The organism is Stenotrophomonas sp. SBJS02, assembly GCF_020428325.2.
GTDB classification, from domain to species: Bacteria; Pseudomonadota; Gammaproteobacteria; order Xanthomonadales; family Xanthomonadaceae; genus Stenotrophomonas; species Stenotrophomonas africana.
In genome coordinates, this window is record NZ_CP109812.1 from 4,209,341 (window position 1) to 4,227,748 (window position 18,408).

At 67.3% G+C, this 18,408-nt stretch carries 15 protein-coding genes; 5 read left to right on the forward strand and 10 right to left on the reverse strand.

Annotated features, from left to right (window positions below; translation table 11 throughout):
* Positions 1–385: 385 nt before the first annotated feature.
* From lpdA to FQS62_RS19430, 3 genes are all read right to left on the reverse strand, one after another.
* Positions 386–2,194: a dihydrolipoyl dehydrogenase gene (gene lpdA, locus FQS62_RS19420; protein ID WP_208043593.1), complete on the reverse strand. Its 1,809-nt coding sequence runs from the start codon at positions 2,192–2,194 to the stop codon at positions 386–388.
* Between the two features lie 107 nt (positions 2,195–2,301).
* Positions 2,302–4,014 (reverse strand): dihydrolipoyllysine-residue acetyltransferase, encoded by a 1,713-nt coding sequence (gene aceF, locus FQS62_RS19425; protein WP_099589470.1) that lies wholly within the window; start codon positions 4,012–4,014, stop codon positions 2,302–2,304.
* A gap of 167 nt (positions 4,015–4,181) precedes the next feature.
* A complete protein-coding gene (locus FQS62_RS19430; RefSeq protein WP_080354816.1) occupies positions 4,182–4,697 on the reverse strand; it encodes a DNA-deoxyinosine glycosylase in 516 nt (171 codons plus the stop codon).
* Between the two features lie 186 nt (positions 4,698–4,883).
* On the opposite strand from FQS62_RS19430, the gene FQS62_RS19435 reads away from it, so the two are divergent.
* The 3 genes from FQS62_RS19435 (at position 4,884) to glpK (ending at position 8,768) form a co-directional block, all read left to right on the forward strand.
* Positions 4,884–5,519 (forward strand): OmpW/AlkL family protein, encoded by a 636-nt coding sequence (locus FQS62_RS19435; RefSeq protein WP_057500508.1) that lies wholly within the window; start codon positions 4,884–4,886, stop codon positions 5,517–5,519.
* Between the two features lie 188 nt (positions 5,520–5,707).
* Positions 5,708–7,189, forward strand: a complete 1,482-nt coding sequence (gene glpD, locus FQS62_RS19440) for a glycerol-3-phosphate dehydrogenase (RefSeq protein WP_099589469.1) — start codon at positions 5,708–5,710, stop codon at positions 7,187–7,189.
* A 79-nt stretch (positions 7,190–7,268) separates the two neighbouring features.
* A complete protein-coding gene (gene glpK, locus FQS62_RS19445) occupies positions 7,269–8,768 on the forward strand; it encodes a glycerol kinase GlpK (protein WP_049447996.1) in 1,500 nt (499 codons plus the stop codon).
* A gap of 135 nt (positions 8,769–8,903) precedes the next feature.
* On the opposite strand, the gene FQS62_RS19450 is transcribed toward glpK, so the two are convergent.
* Together FQS62_RS19450 and FQS62_RS19455 are read right to left on the reverse strand one after the other, a co-directional pair.
* A complete protein-coding gene (locus FQS62_RS19450; protein WP_049447998.1) occupies positions 8,904–9,698 on the reverse strand; it encodes a MetQ/NlpA family ABC transporter substrate-binding protein in 795 nt (264 codons plus the stop codon).
* 24 nt (positions 9,699–9,722) lie between these two features.
* Positions 9,723–10,694: a helix-turn-helix transcriptional regulator gene (locus tag FQS62_RS19455; protein ID WP_010481302.1), complete on the reverse strand. Its 972-nt coding sequence runs from the start codon at positions 10,692–10,694 to the stop codon at positions 9,723–9,725.
* 80 nt (positions 10,695–10,774) lie between these two features.
* Here FQS62_RS19455 and FQS62_RS19460 point away from each other — a divergent pair, with 80 nt between their 5' ends.
* Together FQS62_RS19460 and FQS62_RS19465 are read left to right on the forward strand one after the other, a co-directional pair.
* Complete coding sequence (locus tag FQS62_RS19460; protein ID WP_099589468.1) at positions 10,775–11,377, forward strand: LolA-like protein; 603 nt, start codon at positions 10,775–10,777, stop codon at positions 11,375–11,377.
* Positions 11,378–11,483: 106 nt separating this feature from the next.
* On the forward strand, positions 11,484–12,260 hold the full coding sequence (locus FQS62_RS19465) for a DUF481 domain-containing protein (protein ID WP_049448000.1): 777 nt from the start codon (positions 11,484–11,486) through the stop codon (positions 12,258–12,260).
* 137 nt (positions 12,261–12,397) lie between these two features.
* On the opposite strand, the gene hemC is transcribed toward FQS62_RS19465, so the two are convergent.
* The 5 genes from hemC to mdoH form a co-directional block, all read right to left on the reverse strand.
* A complete protein-coding gene (gene hemC / locus FQS62_RS19470; RefSeq protein WP_208043754.1) occupies positions 12,398–13,309 on the reverse strand; it encodes a hydroxymethylbilane synthase in 912 nt (303 codons plus the stop codon).
* A gap of 554 nt (positions 13,310–13,863) precedes the next feature.
* Positions 13,864–14,595 (reverse strand): LytR/AlgR family response regulator transcription factor, encoded by a 732-nt coding sequence (locus tag FQS62_RS19475; RefSeq protein ID WP_049449107.1) that lies wholly within the window; start codon positions 14,593–14,595, stop codon positions 13,864–13,866.
* A 10-nt stretch (positions 14,596–14,605) separates the two neighbouring features.
* Positions 14,606–15,649: a sensor histidine kinase gene (locus FQS62_RS19480; protein WP_208043710.1), complete on the reverse strand. Its 1,044-nt coding sequence runs from the start codon at positions 15,647–15,649 to the stop codon at positions 14,606–14,608.
* A gap of 3 nt (positions 15,650–15,652) precedes the next feature.
* A complete protein-coding gene (locus FQS62_RS19485) occupies positions 15,653–16,312 on the reverse strand; it encodes an alpha/beta hydrolase (RefSeq protein WP_208043709.1) in 660 nt (219 codons plus the stop codon).
* Positions 16,313–16,362: 50 nt separating this feature from the next.
* The gene (mdoH, locus tag FQS62_RS19490; protein ID WP_057499680.1) at positions 16,363–18,288 is read right to left on the reverse strand and encodes a glucans biosynthesis glucosyltransferase MdoH; all 1,926 of its coding nucleotides are present in this window, start codon (positions 18,286–18,288) and stop codon (positions 16,363–16,365) included.
* Between the last annotated feature and the right edge of the window lie 120 nt (positions 18,289–18,408).

Consider the following 18,408-nt stretch of genomic DNA (forward strand, 5'->3'; position numbering starts at 1 on the left):
GGTGGCAGTTGCCGCAGATGCAAGCGTGGTCGAGCGCCGGAGTGAGCGGGGGCTGCGTGCGAATGTCCCCCGGCGCCGGCCTGCAGCCGACGCCTCCTCCTTTACTTCGCACACAGCCCCCGCTCCCTCCGCCTGTCAGGCATTCAGACGCCTGAGCACCGGTTCTCGACTATCCGCAAGCCAAGCCGCTGCGCGGGTGCAGGCATTCGACAAAGTAAAGGAGGAGGCGACCGCCACAGGCGGGCGACGGGGGACATTTGTCGAAATGCCTGCCACCCGCGCAGTGGCCCGGACCCTCGCGATGACAACAGCCGAAGACATTCCTGCAGCCAACAAAAAACCCCGGCAGAAACCGGGGCTTTTCGTTCGGAGCGGCGCGGGCGCCTTACTTCTTCTTTGGCATGTACAGATCGGTGATCGTGCCGTCGTAGATTTCCGAGGCCATCGCCACCGATTCGCTCAACGTCGGGTGGGCGTGGATGGTGTGGCCGATGTCTTCGGCTTCGGCACCCATCTCGATCGCCAGGCCGATCTCGGCCAGCAGGTCACCGGCATGCACGCCAACGATCGCACCACCGATGATGCGGTGGGTCTCTTCGTCGAAGATCAGCTTGGTGAAGCCCTCGGTACGGCCGATGCCGATCGCACGGCCACTGGCGGCCCACGGGAACTTGGCAACGCCGACCTTCAGGCCCTTGGCCTTGGCTTCGGTCTCGGTCACGCCGACCCAGGCGATTTCCGGGTTGGTGTAGGCCACCGACGGAATCACGCGGGCCACCCATTCCTTCTTGTGGCCGGCAGCCACTTCGGCGGCCAGCTTGCCTTCGTGCGTGGCCTTGTGGGCCAGCATCGGGTTGCCGACGATGTCGCCGATGGCAAAGATGTGCGGCACGTTGGTGCGCATCTGGCGATCAACCGGGATGAAACCACGGTCGGTGACCTGCACGCCGGCCTTTTCGGCATCGATTTTCTTGCCGTTCGGCGAGCGCCCCACGGCCACCAGCACACGGTCGAAGGTGCCCTGCGCCAGCGCAGGCGCCTGGCCTTCCTCGGCCGCTTCGAAGGTCACGGTGACGCCCTTGGCGTCGGCGGTGACGCCCGAGGCCTTGGTCTTCAGGTGCACTTCGATGCCCTGCTTCTTCAGGCGGTCGGCCAGCGGTTTGACCAGGTCCTTGTCGGCGCCCGGCATCAGCTGGTCCATGAACTCGACCACGGTGACCTTGCTGCCCAGCGCGCTGTACACGGTGGCCATTTCCAGGCCGATGATGCCGCCGCCGACGACCAGCAGCGAGCCCGGCACTTCGGCCAGCTCCAGCGCGTCGGTGGAATCCATCACGCGCTTGTCGTCCCACGGGAAGTTCGGCAGCTTCACTGCCTGCGAACCGGCGGCGATGATGCACTTCTGGAAGCGCAGCAGCTGGGTGCTGCCGTCAGCAGCAGTGATTTCCAGCTCGTTGGCCGAAACGAATTTGCCGACGCCCTGCACGCTGCGGACCTTGCGCTGCTTGGCCATGCCAGCCAGGCCCTTGGTCAGCTGGTTGACGACCTTTTCCTTGTACTGGCGCAGCTTGTCCAGGGTGATGGTCGGCTTGCCGAACTCGACGCCGAAATCACCGGCATGGGCCACTTCGTCGATGACCGCTGCAGCATGCAGCAGTGCCTTGGACGGAATGCAGCCCACGTTGAGGCAGACGCCGCCGAGGCTGGCGTAGCGCTCGACCAGCACCGTATCCAGGCCGACGTCAGCGGCGCGGAAGGCGGCGGTGTAGCCGCCCGGGCCCGAGCCCAGCACGACCATTTCGCATTCGATGTCGGCCGGTTTGCCGCTGGACAGCGCCGGCTTCGGTGCCGCCGGCTCTGCCGGGGCGCGGTGCGAGGGGGTCACCGGCGGCTTGCTGGCCGGGGCGACTGCCGCCGGGGCCGGCGCAGCGGCCTTGGCCGGGGCTTCAGAGGCACCTTCAGCGTCCAGCACCACGACCACGGCGCCTTCGGACAGGGTATCGCCCAGCTTGACCTTGATTTCCTTGACCACGCCGGCGGCCGAGGACGGCACTTCCAGGGTCGCCTTGTCCGATTCCAGGGTCACCAGACCCTGATCCTTCTTCACCGTGTCGCCGACGGCGACCAACACTTCGATCACCGGCACATCGCTGTAATCGCCGATGTCGGGAACCTTGACTTCAATCGTGGCCATGGTGGGTTTTCCTCGTGCCCGCGCGGCGGTGCCGGCGGGCTGTCACTGCATCTGTTCACGCGGCCGCGCCAGGGGCAGCGGCCGCACGGTGGGGGCGAAGCGGTGCCTTACAGCAGCACGCGGCGCATGTCGGCCAGTACCTGCGACAGGTACGTGGTGAAGCGTGCGGCCAGGGCGCCGTCGATGACGCGGTGGTCGTAGCTCAGCGACAGCGGAAGCATCAGCTTCGGTGCGAATTCCTTGCCGTTCCAGACCGGTTGGATGGACGACTTGGAGACGCCGAGGATGGCCACTTCCGGTGCATTGACGATCGGGGTGAACGCGGTGCCGCCGATGCCGCCCAGCGAGCTGATCGAGAAGCAGCCGCCGCTCATGTCGGCCGGACCCAGCTTGCCGTCGCGCGCCTTCTTGGCCAGTTCGCCGGTTTCCTGCGCAATCTGCACCACGCCCTTCTTGTCCACGTCGCGGATGACCGGCACGACCAGACCGTTCGGCGTGTCGGCGGCGAAGCCGATGTGGAAGTACTTCTTCAGGGTCAGGTTCTCGCCGCTGGCATCGAGCGAAGCGTTGAATTCCGGGAACTTCTTCAGCGCTGCGGCGCTGGCCTTGATCAGGAAGGCGAGCATGGTCAGCTTGATGCCGGCCTTCTCGTTCTCCTTGTTCAGCGCCACGCGCAGGCCTTCCAGGTCGGTGATGTCGGCCTGCTCGAACTGGGTGACGTGCGGGATCATGGCCCAGTTGCGGGCCAGGTTCGCACCGGAGATCTTCTTGATGCGCGACAGCGGCTGGACTTCGGTCTCGCCGAACTTGCTGAAATCGACCTTCGGCCACGGCAGCAGGTTCAGGCCACCACCGGCAGCGACTGCAGCACCGCCGGCCGCTGGCACGCCACCGCTGAGTGCGGCCTTGACGAACTTCTGCACGTCACCCTTGGTGATGCGGCCACCCTTCTCGGTGCCGTTGATCTGCAGCAGATCCACGCCCAGTTCGCGGGCGAACACACGCACCGCCGGGGTGGCATACGGCACCTTGGCCGGCAGCACGCCATCGGCGTTGAACTGCACCGGCGGGCTGGACGGGGTACCGGCCGAGGCGATCTCGCGGGCCGCCAGCTTGTCCGGCTGCGCCGGCACAGCGACCGGCTCGACCTTGGTGGCGGTCTCGGCGGCAGCCGGAGCGGCCGCAGCGGCAGCCTTGGTCGGCGCCGGCGCGGCAGCGCCCTCGGCTTCGATGATGGCGACCACATTGCCCTGCGACAGCGTGTCGCCGACCTTGACCTTGATCTCCTTGACCACGCCGGCCACCGACGACGGCACTTCCATGGTGGCCTTGTCGCTTTCCAGCGTGACCAGACCCTGGTCCTTCTTGACCGTGTCGCCGACGGCGACCAGCACTTCGATGACCGGAATGCCGGCGTAGTCGCCGATATCCGGCACCAGCGCTTCCACCGCACCACCGCTGGCAGCCGGAGCGGCCGGCGCAGCTGCGGCCGGGGCCGGCGCGCTCTGGGTGGCGGCAGCCGGGGCAGCGGCCTTGGCCGGTGCCGGCGCAGCAGCCGCCGGCTTGGCGGCTTCGCCCTCGGCCACTTCGATCAGGGCCACGACCTTACCTTCGGACAGGCTGTCGCCCACCTTGACCTTGAGTTCCTTGACCACGCCAGCCACCGAAGACGGCACTTCCATGGTCGCCTTGTCGCTTTCCAGCGTCACCAGGCCCTGGTCCTTCTTGACCGTGTCGCCGACGGCGACAAGCACCTCGATTACCGGGATATCGCTGTAGTCACCGATATCGGGGACAAGTGCTTCCTTGATTTCGGCCATGGGGATAACTCCGGCAATCTGGTGTAGGGAAACGTCTATTGTGCGGCCAGCGGGGGCCAGCGCCAACCGTTACAGGTGTTTTCAGTACGCACGCAGCCGGGACACGCTGTTGTCCATGGGTTGTGGCTGCATCCAGTCGGTAGCGTATTGTCCGGACGATGTCCGCTTCATGTCGCCAGTACGTCGGCTACCGGCTGCCAGGCCTGGCGCAGCCGTGGCAGCGACCAGGCCGCATTGGCCGGGCTGGTGGACGGCAGTGCCAGCAGCCTTGGCGGGGCCTCCAGGCAGGGCAGCACCCAACGCTGGAATGCCTTCAGCGATGCGGCGCCGTTGCAGCCGATCAGCTCCAGCTCAGGAAGCGAAGCGATCAATGCCGGCAGCGCATTGGGCACTTCCGTGCCGCGCACGATATCCGCATCGAGGCTGCCGCGCCGCTCGCACCGGCCGATCACGTCCCACAGGCCAACACCTGCCGCCTGTAGTGCCTGCAGTCGTTGCGCATGGGGCAGACCCGCGTCGAATCCGCAGATATCCGCCAGCAGCGGCCAGAAACGATTGCGCGGATGCGCGTAGTAACGCTGCTCCTGCAGCGACGCCACGCCGGGCATCGAGCCCAGCAGCAGCACCCTGCAATCCACATTCACCTGCGCTTGCAGGCCAATGCACATCGTTGCCGCGCTCACATCTTCTCCAACTGAATGAATGCCGCCGATGACCGGAAACCCCATCAATACAGGCTTTTCGCGCTGATCGCTGAACAAGGACAACTATTTTTTAACGCGCGTCGGATTCGATTCATGTTGAGGCGACTACGGTGTGCTCGCCCCGCAACCGGGGGCCCAAAACAAGAAACATTAGGAGATACCCCCATGCGCTCCATCCGTATCCTGAGTCTCGCCCTGCTGACCTCCGCCGCGTTCGCGCCGGCCGCTTTCGCCCAGGACAGCAGCAGCACCGACACCGCTTCGGGCAAGCATTTTGCCGTTGTTGGCGGCATCTCGCTGCTGGAACCGAAGAACGACCCGATCACCGGCGTGAAGAAGACCGATGGCGGCCCGGCGCCGACCGTCAGCTTCAGCTACTACATCAACGACAACTGGGCCGTTGAACTGTGGGGCGCTGCCGACAAGTTCGACAACACCTTCAAGGGCCCGAACAACGCCCGCGTTGGCTCGGTCGAGCAGCAGCCGGTCGCCCTGAGCGGCCAGTACCACTTCGGCCAGGCCGACAACGTGTTCCGTCCGTTCGTGGGCGTGGGCTACTACCAGTCGACCTTCAGCAACGAGAAGCTGGGCAACGGCGCTGACACCGACATCCGCTTCAAGGATGCCAAGGGCGTGATCGGCACCGTCGGCGTCGACATGAACATCAACTCCACCTGGTTCGCCCGTGCCGACGCCCGCTACATGCGCGCCCGCCCGGACATCAAGGTCGGCGGCGAGAAGATCGGCGAAGCCAAGATGGATCCGTGGACCGTCGGCTTCGGCATCGGCGCCCGCTTCTGATCCAGGCTGCACCTGCTTCACTGATGTAACGCGACGGGCCCTTCGGGGCCCGTCGTCGTTTCCGTCACCTGCTGTCTGTAGAGTCGACTGTCAGTCGACTGCCTTTTGTAGAGTCGAGCCATGCTCGACTTTTGAAAGAACAGTCGACTGACGGTCGACTCTACGCACACACAGAATGCGGAGGCGCGATGCACGAAATCGACCTGCTGGTGATCGGTGGCGGCATCAACGGTGCCGGCATCGCCCGTGATGCGGCCGGCCGGGGCCTGCGGGTGATGCTGTGCGAGCAGCACGATCTGGCCGCGCACACCTCCAGTGCGAGCAGCAAACTGATCCACGGCGGCCTGCGCTATCTGGAACAGGGCGAGCTGGGCCTGGTGCGCAAGGCCCTCGGCGAACGCGAGGTGGTCCGCCGGCAGGCGCCCCATCTGGTCCATCCATTGCGCTTCGTACTACCGTGGGAACCGCACCTGCGCCCGCGCTGGATGTTGCGCGTGGGACTGTGGCTGTACGACCACCTGGGCCGGCGCAGCCCGGCATTTCCCGCATCGCGCGCTCTGGACCTTCAGCGTGATCCGCTCGGCCCCTGGCTCGCCCCGGATCTGCGGCAGGCCTTCAGCTACGCCGACGCGCAGGTGGATGACGCGCGGCTGGTACTGCTCAACGCCCTGGACGCTGCCCAGCGTGGCGCACAGGTGCATGTGCGCAGCCGCTGCATCGAACTGCGCCCTGTGCAGGGCCGTTGGCAGGCCGTACTGGAATCCGCCGATGGCCAGCAGCATGTGACCGCGCGTGCCGTCGCCAATGCGGCCGGCCCATGGGCCGGTGGCCTGCTGGAGCAGATGGAGGCACGCAGCGGCGGCGGTCCCGCACTGCGACTGGTGCAGGGCAGCCACATCGTGCTGCGCCGTCCCTGGCCCGATGACAGTGCCTGCCTGCTGCAGCAACCCGATGGCCGCGTGGTGTTCCTGCTGCCGTTCGCCCACGATCATCTGCTGGTCGGCACCACCGACACCGACTACCGCGGCGATCCGGCACGCTGCAGCGTGCTGCCCTCCGAGGTCGCCTATCTGTGCGAAGCGGCCAATCGCTACCTGCGCGAACCGATCAGTGCAGATGATGTGGTCTGGCAGTTCGCCGGTGTGCGTCCGCTGCTGGCCGACCCGGACCCGCGTGCGGCAAAGCTGAGCCGCGACTACCGCCTTCAGCTGCAGTCCAACCCGGCGCCGGCGCTGCACGTGCTGGGCGGCAAGCTGACCACCTACCGGGTGCTGGCCGAGGAAGCGCTGGAGCTGCTGCGACCGGCCCTGCCGCAGATGGGCCCGGCGTGGACAGCACGCGGAGACCCGCTGCCGGGCAGCGACTGGGGTGACGCCACACAGGCGCGCTCCCGCCTGCAGGCGCTGGCACCGTGGTTGCCCGCCGAGATTGCACGCCGCTGGGCCGGCGCCTACGGCAGCCGCAGCGCGGAGCTGCTGCATGGCCTGCAGGGCGTGAACGATCTTGGTGAGGACTTTGGCGGCGGCCTGCATGCGCGCGAAGTGGCTTTCCTGCGCGACCACGAATGGGCCTTGAATGCCGAGGACGTGCTGTGGCGGCGGAGCAAGCTGGGGTTGCGGCTGGATGCTGCGCAGGTGGCCCGGCTGCAGGCGTGGATCGATAGACGGTAGAGTCGAGCTTGCTCGACTGACATGAAAAGCAGTCGAGCAAGCTCGACTCTACCAACACCATCGCCATCGGAGACGCTGCATGACGCCCCGCTACGTGCTGGCCATCGACCAGGGCACCACCAGTTCCCGCGCGATCCTGTTCGACCGCGCTGGCGACATCGTCGGCAGTGCGCAGCGTGAGTTCGCGCAGATCTTCCCGCAGCCCGGCTGGGTCGAGCATGACCCGCGCGAGATCCTTACCAGCGTCTATGCCACGCTGACCGAACTGTTCAGCCGTGCCCAGGTCGACCCGCGCCATATCGCCGCACTGGGCATCACCAACCAGCGCGAAACCACCGTGGTCTGGGACCGTGCCACCGGCCAGCCGATCCACAACGCCATCGTCTGGCAGTCGCGGCAGAGCCACGCCATCTGTGAGCGGCTGAAATCCGAAGGGCACGAGGCGCTGGTCCGCGAGCGCACCGGTCTACTGATCGACGCCTATTTCTCCGCCACCAAGGTGCGCTGGATTCTTGACCACGTGGAGGGCGCGCAGCAGCGCGCCGAGCGCGGCGAACTGCTGTTCGGCACCATCGACAGCTGGCTGGTGTGGAACCTCAGTGGTGGCCAGGCGCACGTGACCGACTACAGCAACGCCGCGCGCACCCTGCTATTCAACATCCACACGCTGGACTGGGATGACGACCTGCTGGCGCTGCTGGACATCCCGCGCGCGATGCTGCCGCAGGTGCGCGACTCCAGCGCGGTGTACGCACACACGCGGCCGCAGTTCTTCTTCGATCATCCGATCCCGATCGCCGGCATCGCCGGAGACCAGCAGGCGGCGTTGTTCGGCCAGGCCTGCTTCCAGCCGGGCATGGTCAAGAACACCTATGGCACCGGCTGCTTCATGCTGATGCACACCGGTACGCAGGCGGTGCGTTCGCGCAACGGACTGCTGACCACCATCGCCTGGGGCCTGGACGGGCGCGTGGAATATGCACTCGAAGGCTCGATCTTCATCGCCGGCTCGGTGGTGCAGTGGCTGCGCGATGGGCTGCGCATGATCGAGCGCGCCAGCGACAGCCAGGCACTGGCCGCGCAGGTGCCCGACAGCGGCGGCGCTTACCTGGTGCCGGCATTTGTCGGCCTCGGTGCACCCTATTGGCGCAGTGATGTGCGTGGCGCGATGTTCGGATTGACCCGTGGCACGCGCAAGGCGCACTTCGTGCGCGCCGCGCTGGAAGCAATGGCCTACCAGACCCGCGACGTACTCGATGCAATGCAGTCCGATGCCGGTATCGCGCTGACCGAACTGCGCGCCGACGGCGGTGCGATCGGCAACGACTTCCTGGCCGGGTTCCAGGCCGACATCCTCGGTGTGCCGCTGCTGCGGCCGCGACTGACCGAGACCACCGCGCTGGGTGCGGCCTACCTGGCCGGCCTGGCAGTGGGGTTCTGGTCCAGCCGCGAACAGATCGCCGCGCAGTGGGGCCTGGACCGGCGCTTCGAGCCACAGATGGACGTGGCCCGGCGCGAGAAACTGTATGCAGGATGGCAGCAGGCCGTGGCGGCCACCCTCGCCTTCCACGTCGATTGAAACTTCAATGCCCGCCCGGCTGCGGCACGTGGAGTGACACTGTAGAGCCGAGCCATGCTCGGCTGCCGCTGGCGGGATACCGCAAAAAGCAGAGCCGAGCATAGGCTCGGCTCTACAGGGGAATGGGCGCTGGCGTCAGAACGCCGGCAGCACCGCGCCCTTGTACTTGGTCTCGATGAAGGCCTTCACCTGCGGGCTGGTCAGCGCCTTGGCCAGCTTCTGCACGCGGGCGTCGTCCTTGTTGTCCGGGCGTGCGACCAGGAAGTTCACATACGGCGAGTCCTTGCTCTCGATCGCCAGGGCATCCTTGGTCGGGTTGAGGCCGGCGTCCAGCGCGTAGTTGGTGTTGATCAGGGCCAGGTCGACCTGGTCCAGCACGCGCGGCAGCATCGCCGAGTCCAGCTCGCGGAACTTCAGGTTCTTCGGATTGGCGGTGATGTCACGCAGGGTCGACAGCGCGTTGGTCGGATCCTTCAGCTCGATCACGCCGGCCTTGTGCAGCAGGATCAGCGCGCGGCTGTTGTTGCTCGGATCGTTCGGGATCACCACGTCGGCCCCTTCGCGCAGCTCGGCCAGCGACTTGATCTTGCGCGAGTACGCACCGAACGGTTCGATGTGCACGCCGATCACCTTCACCAGATCGGTCTTGCGATCGCGGTTGTAGGCGTCCAGGTACGGCTCGGTCTGGAAGTAGTTGGCGTCCACCTGCTTCTGCACCAGCTGATCGTTGGGCTGCACGTAGTCGTTGAACACGCGCACGTCCAGGTCCACGCCTTCCTGCTTCAGGATCGGCTTGACCACTTCAAGGATCTCGGCATGCGGCACGGCCGTGGCGGCCACCACCAGCTTCTGCGAGGGTTCGCCGGACTTGCCGCAGGCAGTCAGGGCCAGCGCAGCGGCAAGCAGGGGCAGCAACAGGGTCTTCTTCATGGGCGGAAGGCTTCTCGGGGGAGGTCAGGAGTTGTCGTAATTGCTCAGGGCGAGCTCAAGCAGCGCCTTGGCCTGTTCGCGCAGCATCACCGGCTCGACGATCTCGGCATCCGAGCCGTAGTGCAGCACGTCCATCAGCAGCTCGCGCGAGACGCTGTACGGCACCTTCAGTTCATAGCGGCCATCGGCCAGGAAGCGGCCCTGCTGCTTGGAATGCCAGTGCTCGTCGGCCACCCAGCGCGCGGCCTTGGCGCTGAACAGAATGGTCGCCCAGCCCTTCGGCGCGCCGGAGAAGATGCCGTAGCTGGCCCCCAGCTGCTCGTCCAGTTCGCTGTCGGCCACATCGCGGGCGGTGCTGTCGATCACCCGCGCCTTGTGGATGCGATCCACGGCAAAGCTGCGCAGCGCCTCGCGGTCATGGTCCCAGGCATCCAGGTACCAGTTGTCGCGATAGTGGGTCAGGCGCTGCGGCGAAACGGTGCGCTTGGTCGGCTCGTCGGTGGAACGGGCGCGGTACTCGAACGCCAGCTGGCGGCGCTCCAGCACGGCTGAAGCCACGCTGCGGAAGCTGCCTTCATCGAACTTGCGACCGCGGTGCGGAATCACCCGCACACGGTCCACCGGCCAGCTGGAGACGCCGGCCTGGGCGGCCAGCAGGCTCTCGATGCGCTGCTGCAGCGGTGCCAGCACCGAGGACAGCACACCGCCGCCGGTCCGCGCCAGCAGATGCTGCGAGGCCAGCAGGGCATGCAGTTCCTCCGAGCTCAACCACAGGCCGGGCAGCTCGAAGCGGTCGCTCTCGTCGGCCTGGTAGCGGAAGCCCGCCTCGCCGTCGCCTTCGATCGGTGCCATCAGCGCATCGCGCAGGAAGGCCAGGTCGCGGTAGACGGTGGCACGGGAACAACCGAGCTTGTCCTGCAGGGTCGCCACCGTCACCGGATAGCGTGCGGACTTGAGCAGACGATGCAGGGCGGTGATGCGTTCGTATCGGTCCATACCCCCGATTATGTCCGAGTCGCGGGTCTTGTGTGGGACGTTTGGGCTATCGTGGTCGCCCCCCCCCTCTGGAACACCCGATGCGCCGGTTGCCTGCCCTGTCCCTGCTGGCCTGCCTGCTGCTGGCCGCCTGTGATCGCGCGGCCGCGCCGGCCAGCACCGAAGCGCCCGTGCCGGCTGCGGATCCGGCGCAGGCAGTGCTGGGCGCCAGCCAGCGCTTCTCGGCCCTGCGCAGCTTCCACGCCGAACTGGAGGTGCTGGGTGCGCCGCAGCCGGTGCGCAGCGCCATGGACTTCGTCGCCCCCGACCGTTTCCGGGTGCAGACCCCGGCCGGGCCGCAGACCATCATCGGCGACACCATGTTCCTGCAGGCCGAGGGTGCGGTCCGCCAGGTGCCAACCCCGCCGGGCCTGCTCGAGCAGTGGCGCAATCCGCTGCCGGCCGATGCCCTGCCCGCCGACCTGCAGGCCGAAGACCTGGGAAGCCAGTCCCTGGGTGGCGTCGAAACCCGTCACTACCGGCTGCGTGGCGCCCAGCCCGGCGAACGCCTGGAATACTGGGTGGACGCCCAGGGCCTGCCACGCCAGATCGTGCGCAGCGGCAGCAGCAATGGCCGCAGCTTCCAGCTGCGCCTGCGCTATTCGCGCTTCAACGACCCGGCATTGCGCGTCGATCTGCCCTGAATAGGCGATCGCGGCAACGTTCGCTGAAGCGCGCATTGGATCGATTCGGACCGCCATCACGCTTCCAGTATCATCACCGGCTGTCAATCGCTTCGGAGAAGCCCCGATGTCCCTGCGCGTGTCCCTGCTGATCCCCCTGCTGCTGTGCGCACCGCTCGCATATGCGCAGGATGCCTCCGAACTGGCGGCGATGTCCTCGCCGTGGAGCGGCAGTGGCGGCGAGCTCGGTTTCGCTTCGGCACGTGGCAACAGCAGCACCGAGAGCTTCAACGGCCGCCTGCGCCTGCGCTACACCGACGGCGACTGGGTGCACAGCATGGATCTGTTCGGCCTGCGCTCCAGCTCCAAGGTGACCGAGACCAACGACGACGGCACCACCACCCGCCGCAACAACACCACCGCCAACCGCTACACCGGCAGTGCCGGCAGCGCGCTGCAGCTGGGCGAGCACCGCCAGCTGACCGCGACGGTGCGTACCGAACGCGACGACTTCGCCACCTACGACCGCCAGAGCTCGTTCGGTCTGGGTTACGGCACCCGCCTGTGGAACACCGAGCGCTTCTCGTTCGACGCGCAGATCGGCCCCGGTGTGCGCCGCACCCACAGCACCGAGGACGACCGCACCCGCACCGGCATGATCGGCCGCGGCCTGTTCGACATGAAGTACTCGTTGACCGACAACACCGACCTGGTCAACACCCTGCTGGTCGAATCGGGTTCCTACAACACCTTTGGCCAGAACGACTTCGGTGTTTCGGTGAGCATGAACGAGCATCTGGCGCTGAAGGCCGGCTGGCAGGCGCGTTACAACAGTGACGTGGCCGAGGACAAGCGCAAGACCGATACGCTGACCACGATGAACGTGGTCTACAAGTTCAAATAAGCAGAACGGGCGCGAGGGCGCCCGTTCTTCCTTTTGTAGAGTCGAGCCATGCTCGACTGCTCTTTTCGCAGAGGCGGGCCTGCTCGACGGGCCGGCCAACAGCAGTCGAGCATGGCTCGACTCTACAGATGCGTGGCTCAGACGTTCAGCAGTTCGCCTGCACCGGCATCCAGCAACAGTTTCGCCACACGCTGGCCCAGCGCTTCCGGGTCACTGGCCGGACCCACCGCCTCGGCACGCACCGCACGGCCGTCGCTGGCGCTGCCAACCAACCCCTGCAGGTGCAGGTCGTCGCCCTGCCACTGCGCGATGGCCGCTACCGGCACATGGCAGCTGCCATGCAACGCACGGTTCATCGCCCGCTCGGCCTCCACGCAGGCACGCGTGGCCGCGTCATCAAGCTGGGCGAACAGCGCCATCAGGCGCGCATTGCCACCATCGCACTCCACTGCCACCGCGCCCTGCGCCGGGGCCGGCAGCCACTGCGGCGGCTGCAGGCGCGCGACGATGCGCTCGCCCAGGCCCAGACGCTCCAGGCCGGCTACGGCCAGGACAATGGCGTCGTAGCCACCGTTGTCGAGCTTGGCCAGGCGGGTGTTGACGTTGCCGCGCAGGTCCAGCAGCTCCAGGTCCGGGCGTAGCGCGCGCAGCTGGCCCTGGCGACGCAGCGACGAGGTCCCGACCCGCGCGCCGATCGGCAGCGCGTCCAGCGAGGCGTACAGATTGGAAACGAAGCCATCGGCGGGATCGTGGCGGGTCAGCATGGCCGGCAACGCGAACGGTGTGTCCAGTTCCATCGGCACGTCCTTGAGCGAATGCACGGCGCAGTCGGCCTCGCCACGCAGCATGGCCAGCTCCAGTTCCTTCAGGAACAGGCCCTTGCCACCGATGGCGGCCAGCGAACGGTCGAGCACCTCGTCACCGCGGGTGCTCATCGGCACCAGTTCCACATGCAGGCCGGGATGGGCCTGGCGCAGGCGGGCGGCGACGTGTTCGCTCTGCCAGAGGGCGAGCGGGCTCTTGCGGGTGGCGATGCGGACGGTTTCCATCCGGTCATTATCGCGCCTTCGGCGCGGATACGGCCAACGGCGGAGCCCCTCGTGGCTGGGGCGAACGGCTGGTTCATTGCGCTAGGCCGGGCGGGGTGGCTCGCGGGGGACGCCGTGAATCCGTCCGTGGAGGCTTGGCCGCGGCATCCATGCCGCGGACACCCCCGCGACCCCACCCCGCCCGGCCTCTGACAGCTTCCGTGCGCGTCAGCCACGGAAGATCAAAAGAAAAAGCAGAAGCAAAAGCAACAGCCGACGGCTTCCGGGGTCAGATCCCTTTTCCGCAGGAAAAGGGATCTGACCCCTCTTTCCCCGCCCGATAACAACAATGCCTTTGCCGTCCGACGCTGAAATCTGTCGAAGGCGGAACGGTGTGGGCATGCAGGGGTGTGAGCCGCATGAATGCGGCGACCAAGCCCCCATGGATGGGTTCACGGCGTCCCCTGCATGTCCACACCGTTGCGCCATACGCGCAGCAATACAGAGCCGACCAACCCGCTGTTGCTGTTGCTGTTGATTTCGAAGCAGTCGCGGCCGCAGGCCGCGCGGAACACTCACAGATGCCGCAGTTCCTGCTTCAGCGTCGCCACGCAGCGGCGGCTGACTTCCAGCGGTTGCTTGCCATGACGCAGCATCGCTTGCACCTGGCCGCCCGTGCCACGACGCAGCTCCACCAGCTCATGGCGTGCCACCAGGCAGTTGCGATGGATGCGGATGAAGCGGCTGGCGAACTCTTCTTCCAGCGACTTCAGCGATTCCTCGATCAGGTCCTCGCCGCGCGCGTGGTGTACTACCACGTACTTCTCTTCGGCCTGCAGGTAATGGATGTCGTCCAGCGGAATCAGCCGCAGGCTGCCACGCAGGCGCGCGCACAGCATGCTGCGGGCCTGCTGCCCGCTGTGTTCCTGCGGCTGGCCGTCGCGGCCGGCCAGGAACGTGCGTGCACGCGCAATCGCCGCTGCCAGGCGTTCGGCGCGCACCGGCTTCATCAGGTAGTCGATCGCTGCGGCCTCGAACGCCGACAGTGCATGCGCGTCGTAGGCAGTGCAGAACACCACCGCCGGGCGCGGCTCGAAGCTGGCCAGGTGGCGGGCGGCTTCCAGGCCATCCAGCCCAGGCATGGCGATATCCAGCAGGACCAGGTCCGGCTGCAGCTCCGCGCACGCGTGCAGGGCCTGCTCGCCATTGCCGGCCTCGGCCACCACATCCACGCCGTCCTGCGCGGCCAACAGGCTGCGCAGGCGCTCACGCGCCAGCGGTTCGTCATCGGCGATGACTACCCTCACGATCGTCCCCTCACTGGATCGGCACTGTCACCTGGCAGGCATAGTAGCCCCCGCTCCAGCCAGCCGTCATCCGGGCGGCGCTGCCGAAGCGCCAGGCCAGCCGATGGCCGATGCTGTGCTGGGCATGGCCGGCACCGCGCGCCAGGGCCAGCCCGGGTGCCTGCGGGTCTGGCGCCGGATTGCGCACGCGGATCTGCAGCTCATTGCCCTCGCGCGCCAGCTGCAGCTCGATGGTGCCGCCTTCGGGCAGGCGCGAGATGCCGTGCAGCACGGCGTTCTCCACCAGCGGCTGCAGCACCAGCCTCGGCAATGGCAGGTCCCACGGCAGCGGCTCGTCGCGCTGCCAGCGCACCTGCAGGCGCTCGCCCAGGCGCAGCGATTCGATCGACAGGTAGCGCTCGGCCAGCTCGCATTCGTCGCGCAGGGTGGAATCGCCCTCGCCGGCACCCAGCGCGGCACGGAACAGATCGGACAGATCGAGCACCGCACGTTCGGCCACAGCCGGGTCGCGATGCAGCAGGCTGGCGATCAGGTTCATGCTGTTGAACAGGAAATGCGGACGGATCCGCGCCTGCAGCGCGTCGGCCTGGGCACGGGCATTGGCCTGCACCTGCGCGGCCCAGCGGTCGCTCACGTAGAAATAGCGCAGGGCCAGCGCGGTGATCAGCGCGGTGGTGGCCGCGCTGCCGAGCGTGAAGCGCCAGAAGCTGATTCCCCGAGCAAAGTTGTCCCCCAGCACCGCGTACAGCGCATGCACGATGCCGGCGCAGACCACCGCGATCAGGGTCGCCAGCGTGATCGCCGCGACGGCCCCCAGCAGCTGCGGCAGCCTCGACAGCGCCTGCCGCAGCAGGCACAGGCTGGCGGTCACCGCCAGCGCAAGCCACAACGCGAAGCCGCTGGCCGACAACAGTTCGCCGAAGGTCCAGTGACGGCTGCCATCGGGCGCCAGCGCCAGCACTACCACCACCAGCTCGGCCAGGCCGAGCATCGCCGCCAGCCGCGGCAGGCGGCACAGTTCCGGCATCCACGGCGGCGTGCTGGCCGGGGGCATGGCTCAGGCGACGCCCAGCCGTTCCTGCAGCCAGTCACCCAGCGCCTGGATCTCTTCGGCGCAGACCTGGTGGGCCATCGGGTAGCTGTGCCATTCCACATCCAGGCCCAGCGCCTGCAACGCCTGCGCGCTGTGTACGGCCACCGCCTGTGGAATCACCGGGTCGCTGCTGCCATGGGCCATGAATACCGGCACCTGCACGGCACCGTCAACGCGCTTGGCGCCTTCAGCTTCGGGCAGGTAGGTGGACAACGCAATCAGGCCGGCCAGCGGCGCAGTGCGCGACAGCGCGGCGGTCAGGATGATCGCGCCGCCCTGCGAAAAACCTGCCAGGAAGATCCTTTCCGGCGCGATGCCACGCTCGATCTCGCGGGCGATCAGTGCATCCAGCTGCACCACCGATTCCTGCACGCCGGCCATGTCGGCACGCGAACGGAAATCCATGCCGACGATGTCGTACCAGCCACGCATCGGCACGCCGTTGTTGATCGTGATCGGCCGCACCGGTGCATGCGGGAACACGAAGCGCAGCGCCGGCCAGTGCGGGCGCACCAGTTCCGGCACGATCGGCGCGAAGTCATGGCCGTCGGCACCGAGGCCGTGCAGCCAGATCACCGACCACTGCGGCGAGGCGCCGGTTTCCTGTTCCACCGTTTGCAGCATGATGCGGCTCCTTCAAGTTCGAGCCGCATTATGCCGCTGGCGCAGGCGGATCAGTACAGCGGCGGTTGCTCGGCGGCTTCCCGGCGCAGTTGTGCCGCACGCACCAGCACCGGCGGCGGGATGTTCTCCTCGGGGATATCGAGCAGCCCAAGACGGTGCAGGAAGGCACCCGGGCCGCGCGAGGAGGTCAGCGCCACCACCGGCACCGCCAGCACCATGCCGATCACCACCGGTGCCATCCAGGCTGCCAGCGACGGCGACACCGCCCAGGCCAGCACGCCCATGAACGCACCAAACACGCCGAGGCCGCCGTAGCCACGGATCAGTGCCATCCATGAAATGCCGCCGTCGTCACGCTGCTGCGCATCCCAGCCGGAATCGCGGCCGGACAACACTTCAGCGACGCCGCGCGACTGCACGTACATCACCACCGGTGCCATCAGCGCGGCCAGTACGGTTTCCACCAGCATCGAGACGAACGCGCGGATCGCACCACCACAGCCACGGCGGTCGACCGGGTCCAGCAGCATCGCCAAGTAGCCCAGCACCTTGGGCAGCAGCAGCACCGCCATGGTCGCCGCGAACAGGCGGACCACCTGCTCCTCATCCTGGGCGCGCCAGTACACGCTCGGTGACAGGTGCAGCAGGGCATTGAAATCGATGCCCTCCTGGAACAGCGGAATGGCGATGCCGATCAACATCAGCATCGCCCACATCGGTGCGGTGAAGTAATGGCCGATGCCGATCAGCATGTGGGTACGGCTGATCCAGTGCAGGCCACGGCTGCCGACCACCTTGCCATGCTGCAGGTTGCCCTGGCACCAGCGGCGGTCGCGCACCAGCAGGTCGGTCAAGGTCGGCGGCCCTTCCTCGTAGCTGCCGCCGAGGTACGGCACCATGTGCGCGGCCCAGCCGCCGCGGCGCATCAGTGCCGCTTCGACGAAATCATGGCTGAGCACGTGGCCGCCGAACGGCTTGCGCCCCGGCAGCGCCGGCAGGCCGGCGTGGTCGGCAAAGGCACGGGTGCGGATGATCGCGTTGTGACCCCAGTAGTTGCTCTCAGCGCCATGCCACCAGGCCACGCCACGGGCGATCACCGGGCCGTACACGCGGCCGCCGAACTGCTGCATGCGGGCGAACAGGGTGCGGCCACCAATCACCGACGGCAGGGTCTGGATCAGGCCCACATCGGCGTTGTGTTCCATGCCGGCCACCAGGCGCACGATGCTGTCGCCGGTCATCAGGCTGTCGGCGTCGAGGATCAGCATCTGCGGGTAGGCCCCACCGAAGCGGCGGACCCAGTCGGCGATGTTGCCGGCCTTGCGCCCGCTGTTGTCGCCACGGCGGCGATAGAACAGCCGCGCCCGGCCGTCCGGTACGCGATCGCGCAGCTCGGCGAACACCTGTTCCTCGGCGCGCGCGATGTCCTCGCGGCGTGTGTCGCTGAGCACGAAGAAGTCGAAGCGCTCCAGCTGGCCGGTGGCGGCCACTGATTCGTAGATGGCCTGCAGGCCGGCCAACAGGCGACGCGGGTCTTCGTTGTAGGTCGGCATCAGCAGCGCGGTGCGGCTGTGCACGGTTGGCAGCGGCTTGTCCGGGTCGATGCCGAGGCGGTAGCCACGATCGAACACGGCGGTCAGGAAGCCGGCCAGGGCGCTGGCGAAAGACAGCGCGATCCAGGCGAACAGGCCGACAAACAGGACCAGCAGGCAGGCTTCGAGCACGCTGATGCCATTGGCCGACAGCACCCGCCACATCATCCGGGTGGCGATGGCGGTCATCGCCAGCGTGCCGCCGAAGATATAGAACCGGCGCAGGCCGATCAGCCGCGGCGAGGTGCGGTGACGGCGGACCTTCAGTTCGCCTGCGCGCAGGGTCTGCTCGGGCATCTGCAGCGGCGACTCGGCCGGCAGCAGCGCCCACCCGGCGTCGAGCCCGGGTGCCTCCGCGCCTGCGTGGATGGTTTGCCCCCCCATCACCGCTTACTCCCCACGATCGGCACGGCCGGCCGTCCCGGCCGGGCTGCATGCACGAAGGTTCCCGGCGCGCCTTCCCGGCGCCCGCACTTGTCCTGGCTGTGTCGGCGCTGGGCCACA

What these genes read in the sequence shown, in the direction of transcription:
- FQS62_RS19450 (WP_049447998.1), bottom strand. Translation starts at nt 9,698, where the DNA reads ATGAAGAAGACCCTGTTGCTGCCCCTGCTTGCCGCTGCGCTGGCCCTG.
- lpdA (WP_208043593.1), bottom strand. Translation starts at nt 2,194, where the DNA reads ATGGCCACGATTGAAGTCAAGGTTCCCGACATCGGCGATTACAGCGAT.
- aceF (WP_099589470.1), bottom strand. Translation starts at nt 4,014, where the DNA reads ATGGCCGAAATCAAGGAAGCACTTGTCCCCGATATCGGTGACTACAGC.
- hemC (WP_208043754.1), bottom strand. Translation starts at nt 13,309, where the DNA reads ATGGAAACCGTCCGCATCGCCACCCGCAAGAGCCCGCTCGCCCTCTGG.
- glpD (WP_099589469.1), top strand. Translation starts at nt 5,708, where the DNA reads ATGCACGAAATCGACCTGCTGGTGATCGGTGGCGGCATCAACGGTGCC.
- FQS62_RS19435 (WP_057500508.1), top strand. Translation starts at nt 4,884, where the DNA reads ATGCGCTCCATCCGTATCCTGAGTCTCGCCCTGCTGACCTCCGCCGCG.
- mdoH (WP_057499680.1), bottom strand. Translation starts at nt 18,288, where the DNA reads ATGGGGGGGCAAACCATCCACGCAGGCGCGGAGGCACCCGGGCTCGAC.
- FQS62_RS19465 (WP_049448000.1), top strand. Translation starts at nt 11,484, where the DNA reads ATGTCCCTGCGCGTGTCCCTGCTGATCCCCCTGCTGCTGTGCGCACCG.
- FQS62_RS19485 (WP_208043709.1), bottom strand. Translation starts at nt 16,312, where the DNA reads ATGCTGCAAACGGTGGAACAGGAAACCGGCGCCTCGCCGCAGTGGTCG.
- FQS62_RS19460 (WP_099589468.1), top strand. Translation starts at nt 10,775, where the DNA reads ATGCGCCGGTTGCCTGCCCTGTCCCTGCTGGCCTGCCTGCTGCTGGCC.
- glpK (WP_049447996.1), top strand. Translation starts at nt 7,269, where the DNA reads ATGACGCCCCGCTACGTGCTGGCCATCGACCAGGGCACCACCAGTTCC.
- FQS62_RS19480 (WP_208043710.1), bottom strand. Translation starts at nt 15,649, where the DNA reads ATGCCCCCGGCCAGCACGCCGCCGTGGATGCCGGAACTGTGCCGCCTG.
- FQS62_RS19455 (WP_010481302.1), bottom strand. Translation starts at nt 10,694, where the DNA reads ATGGACCGATACGAACGCATCACCGCCCTGCATCGTCTGCTCAAGTCC.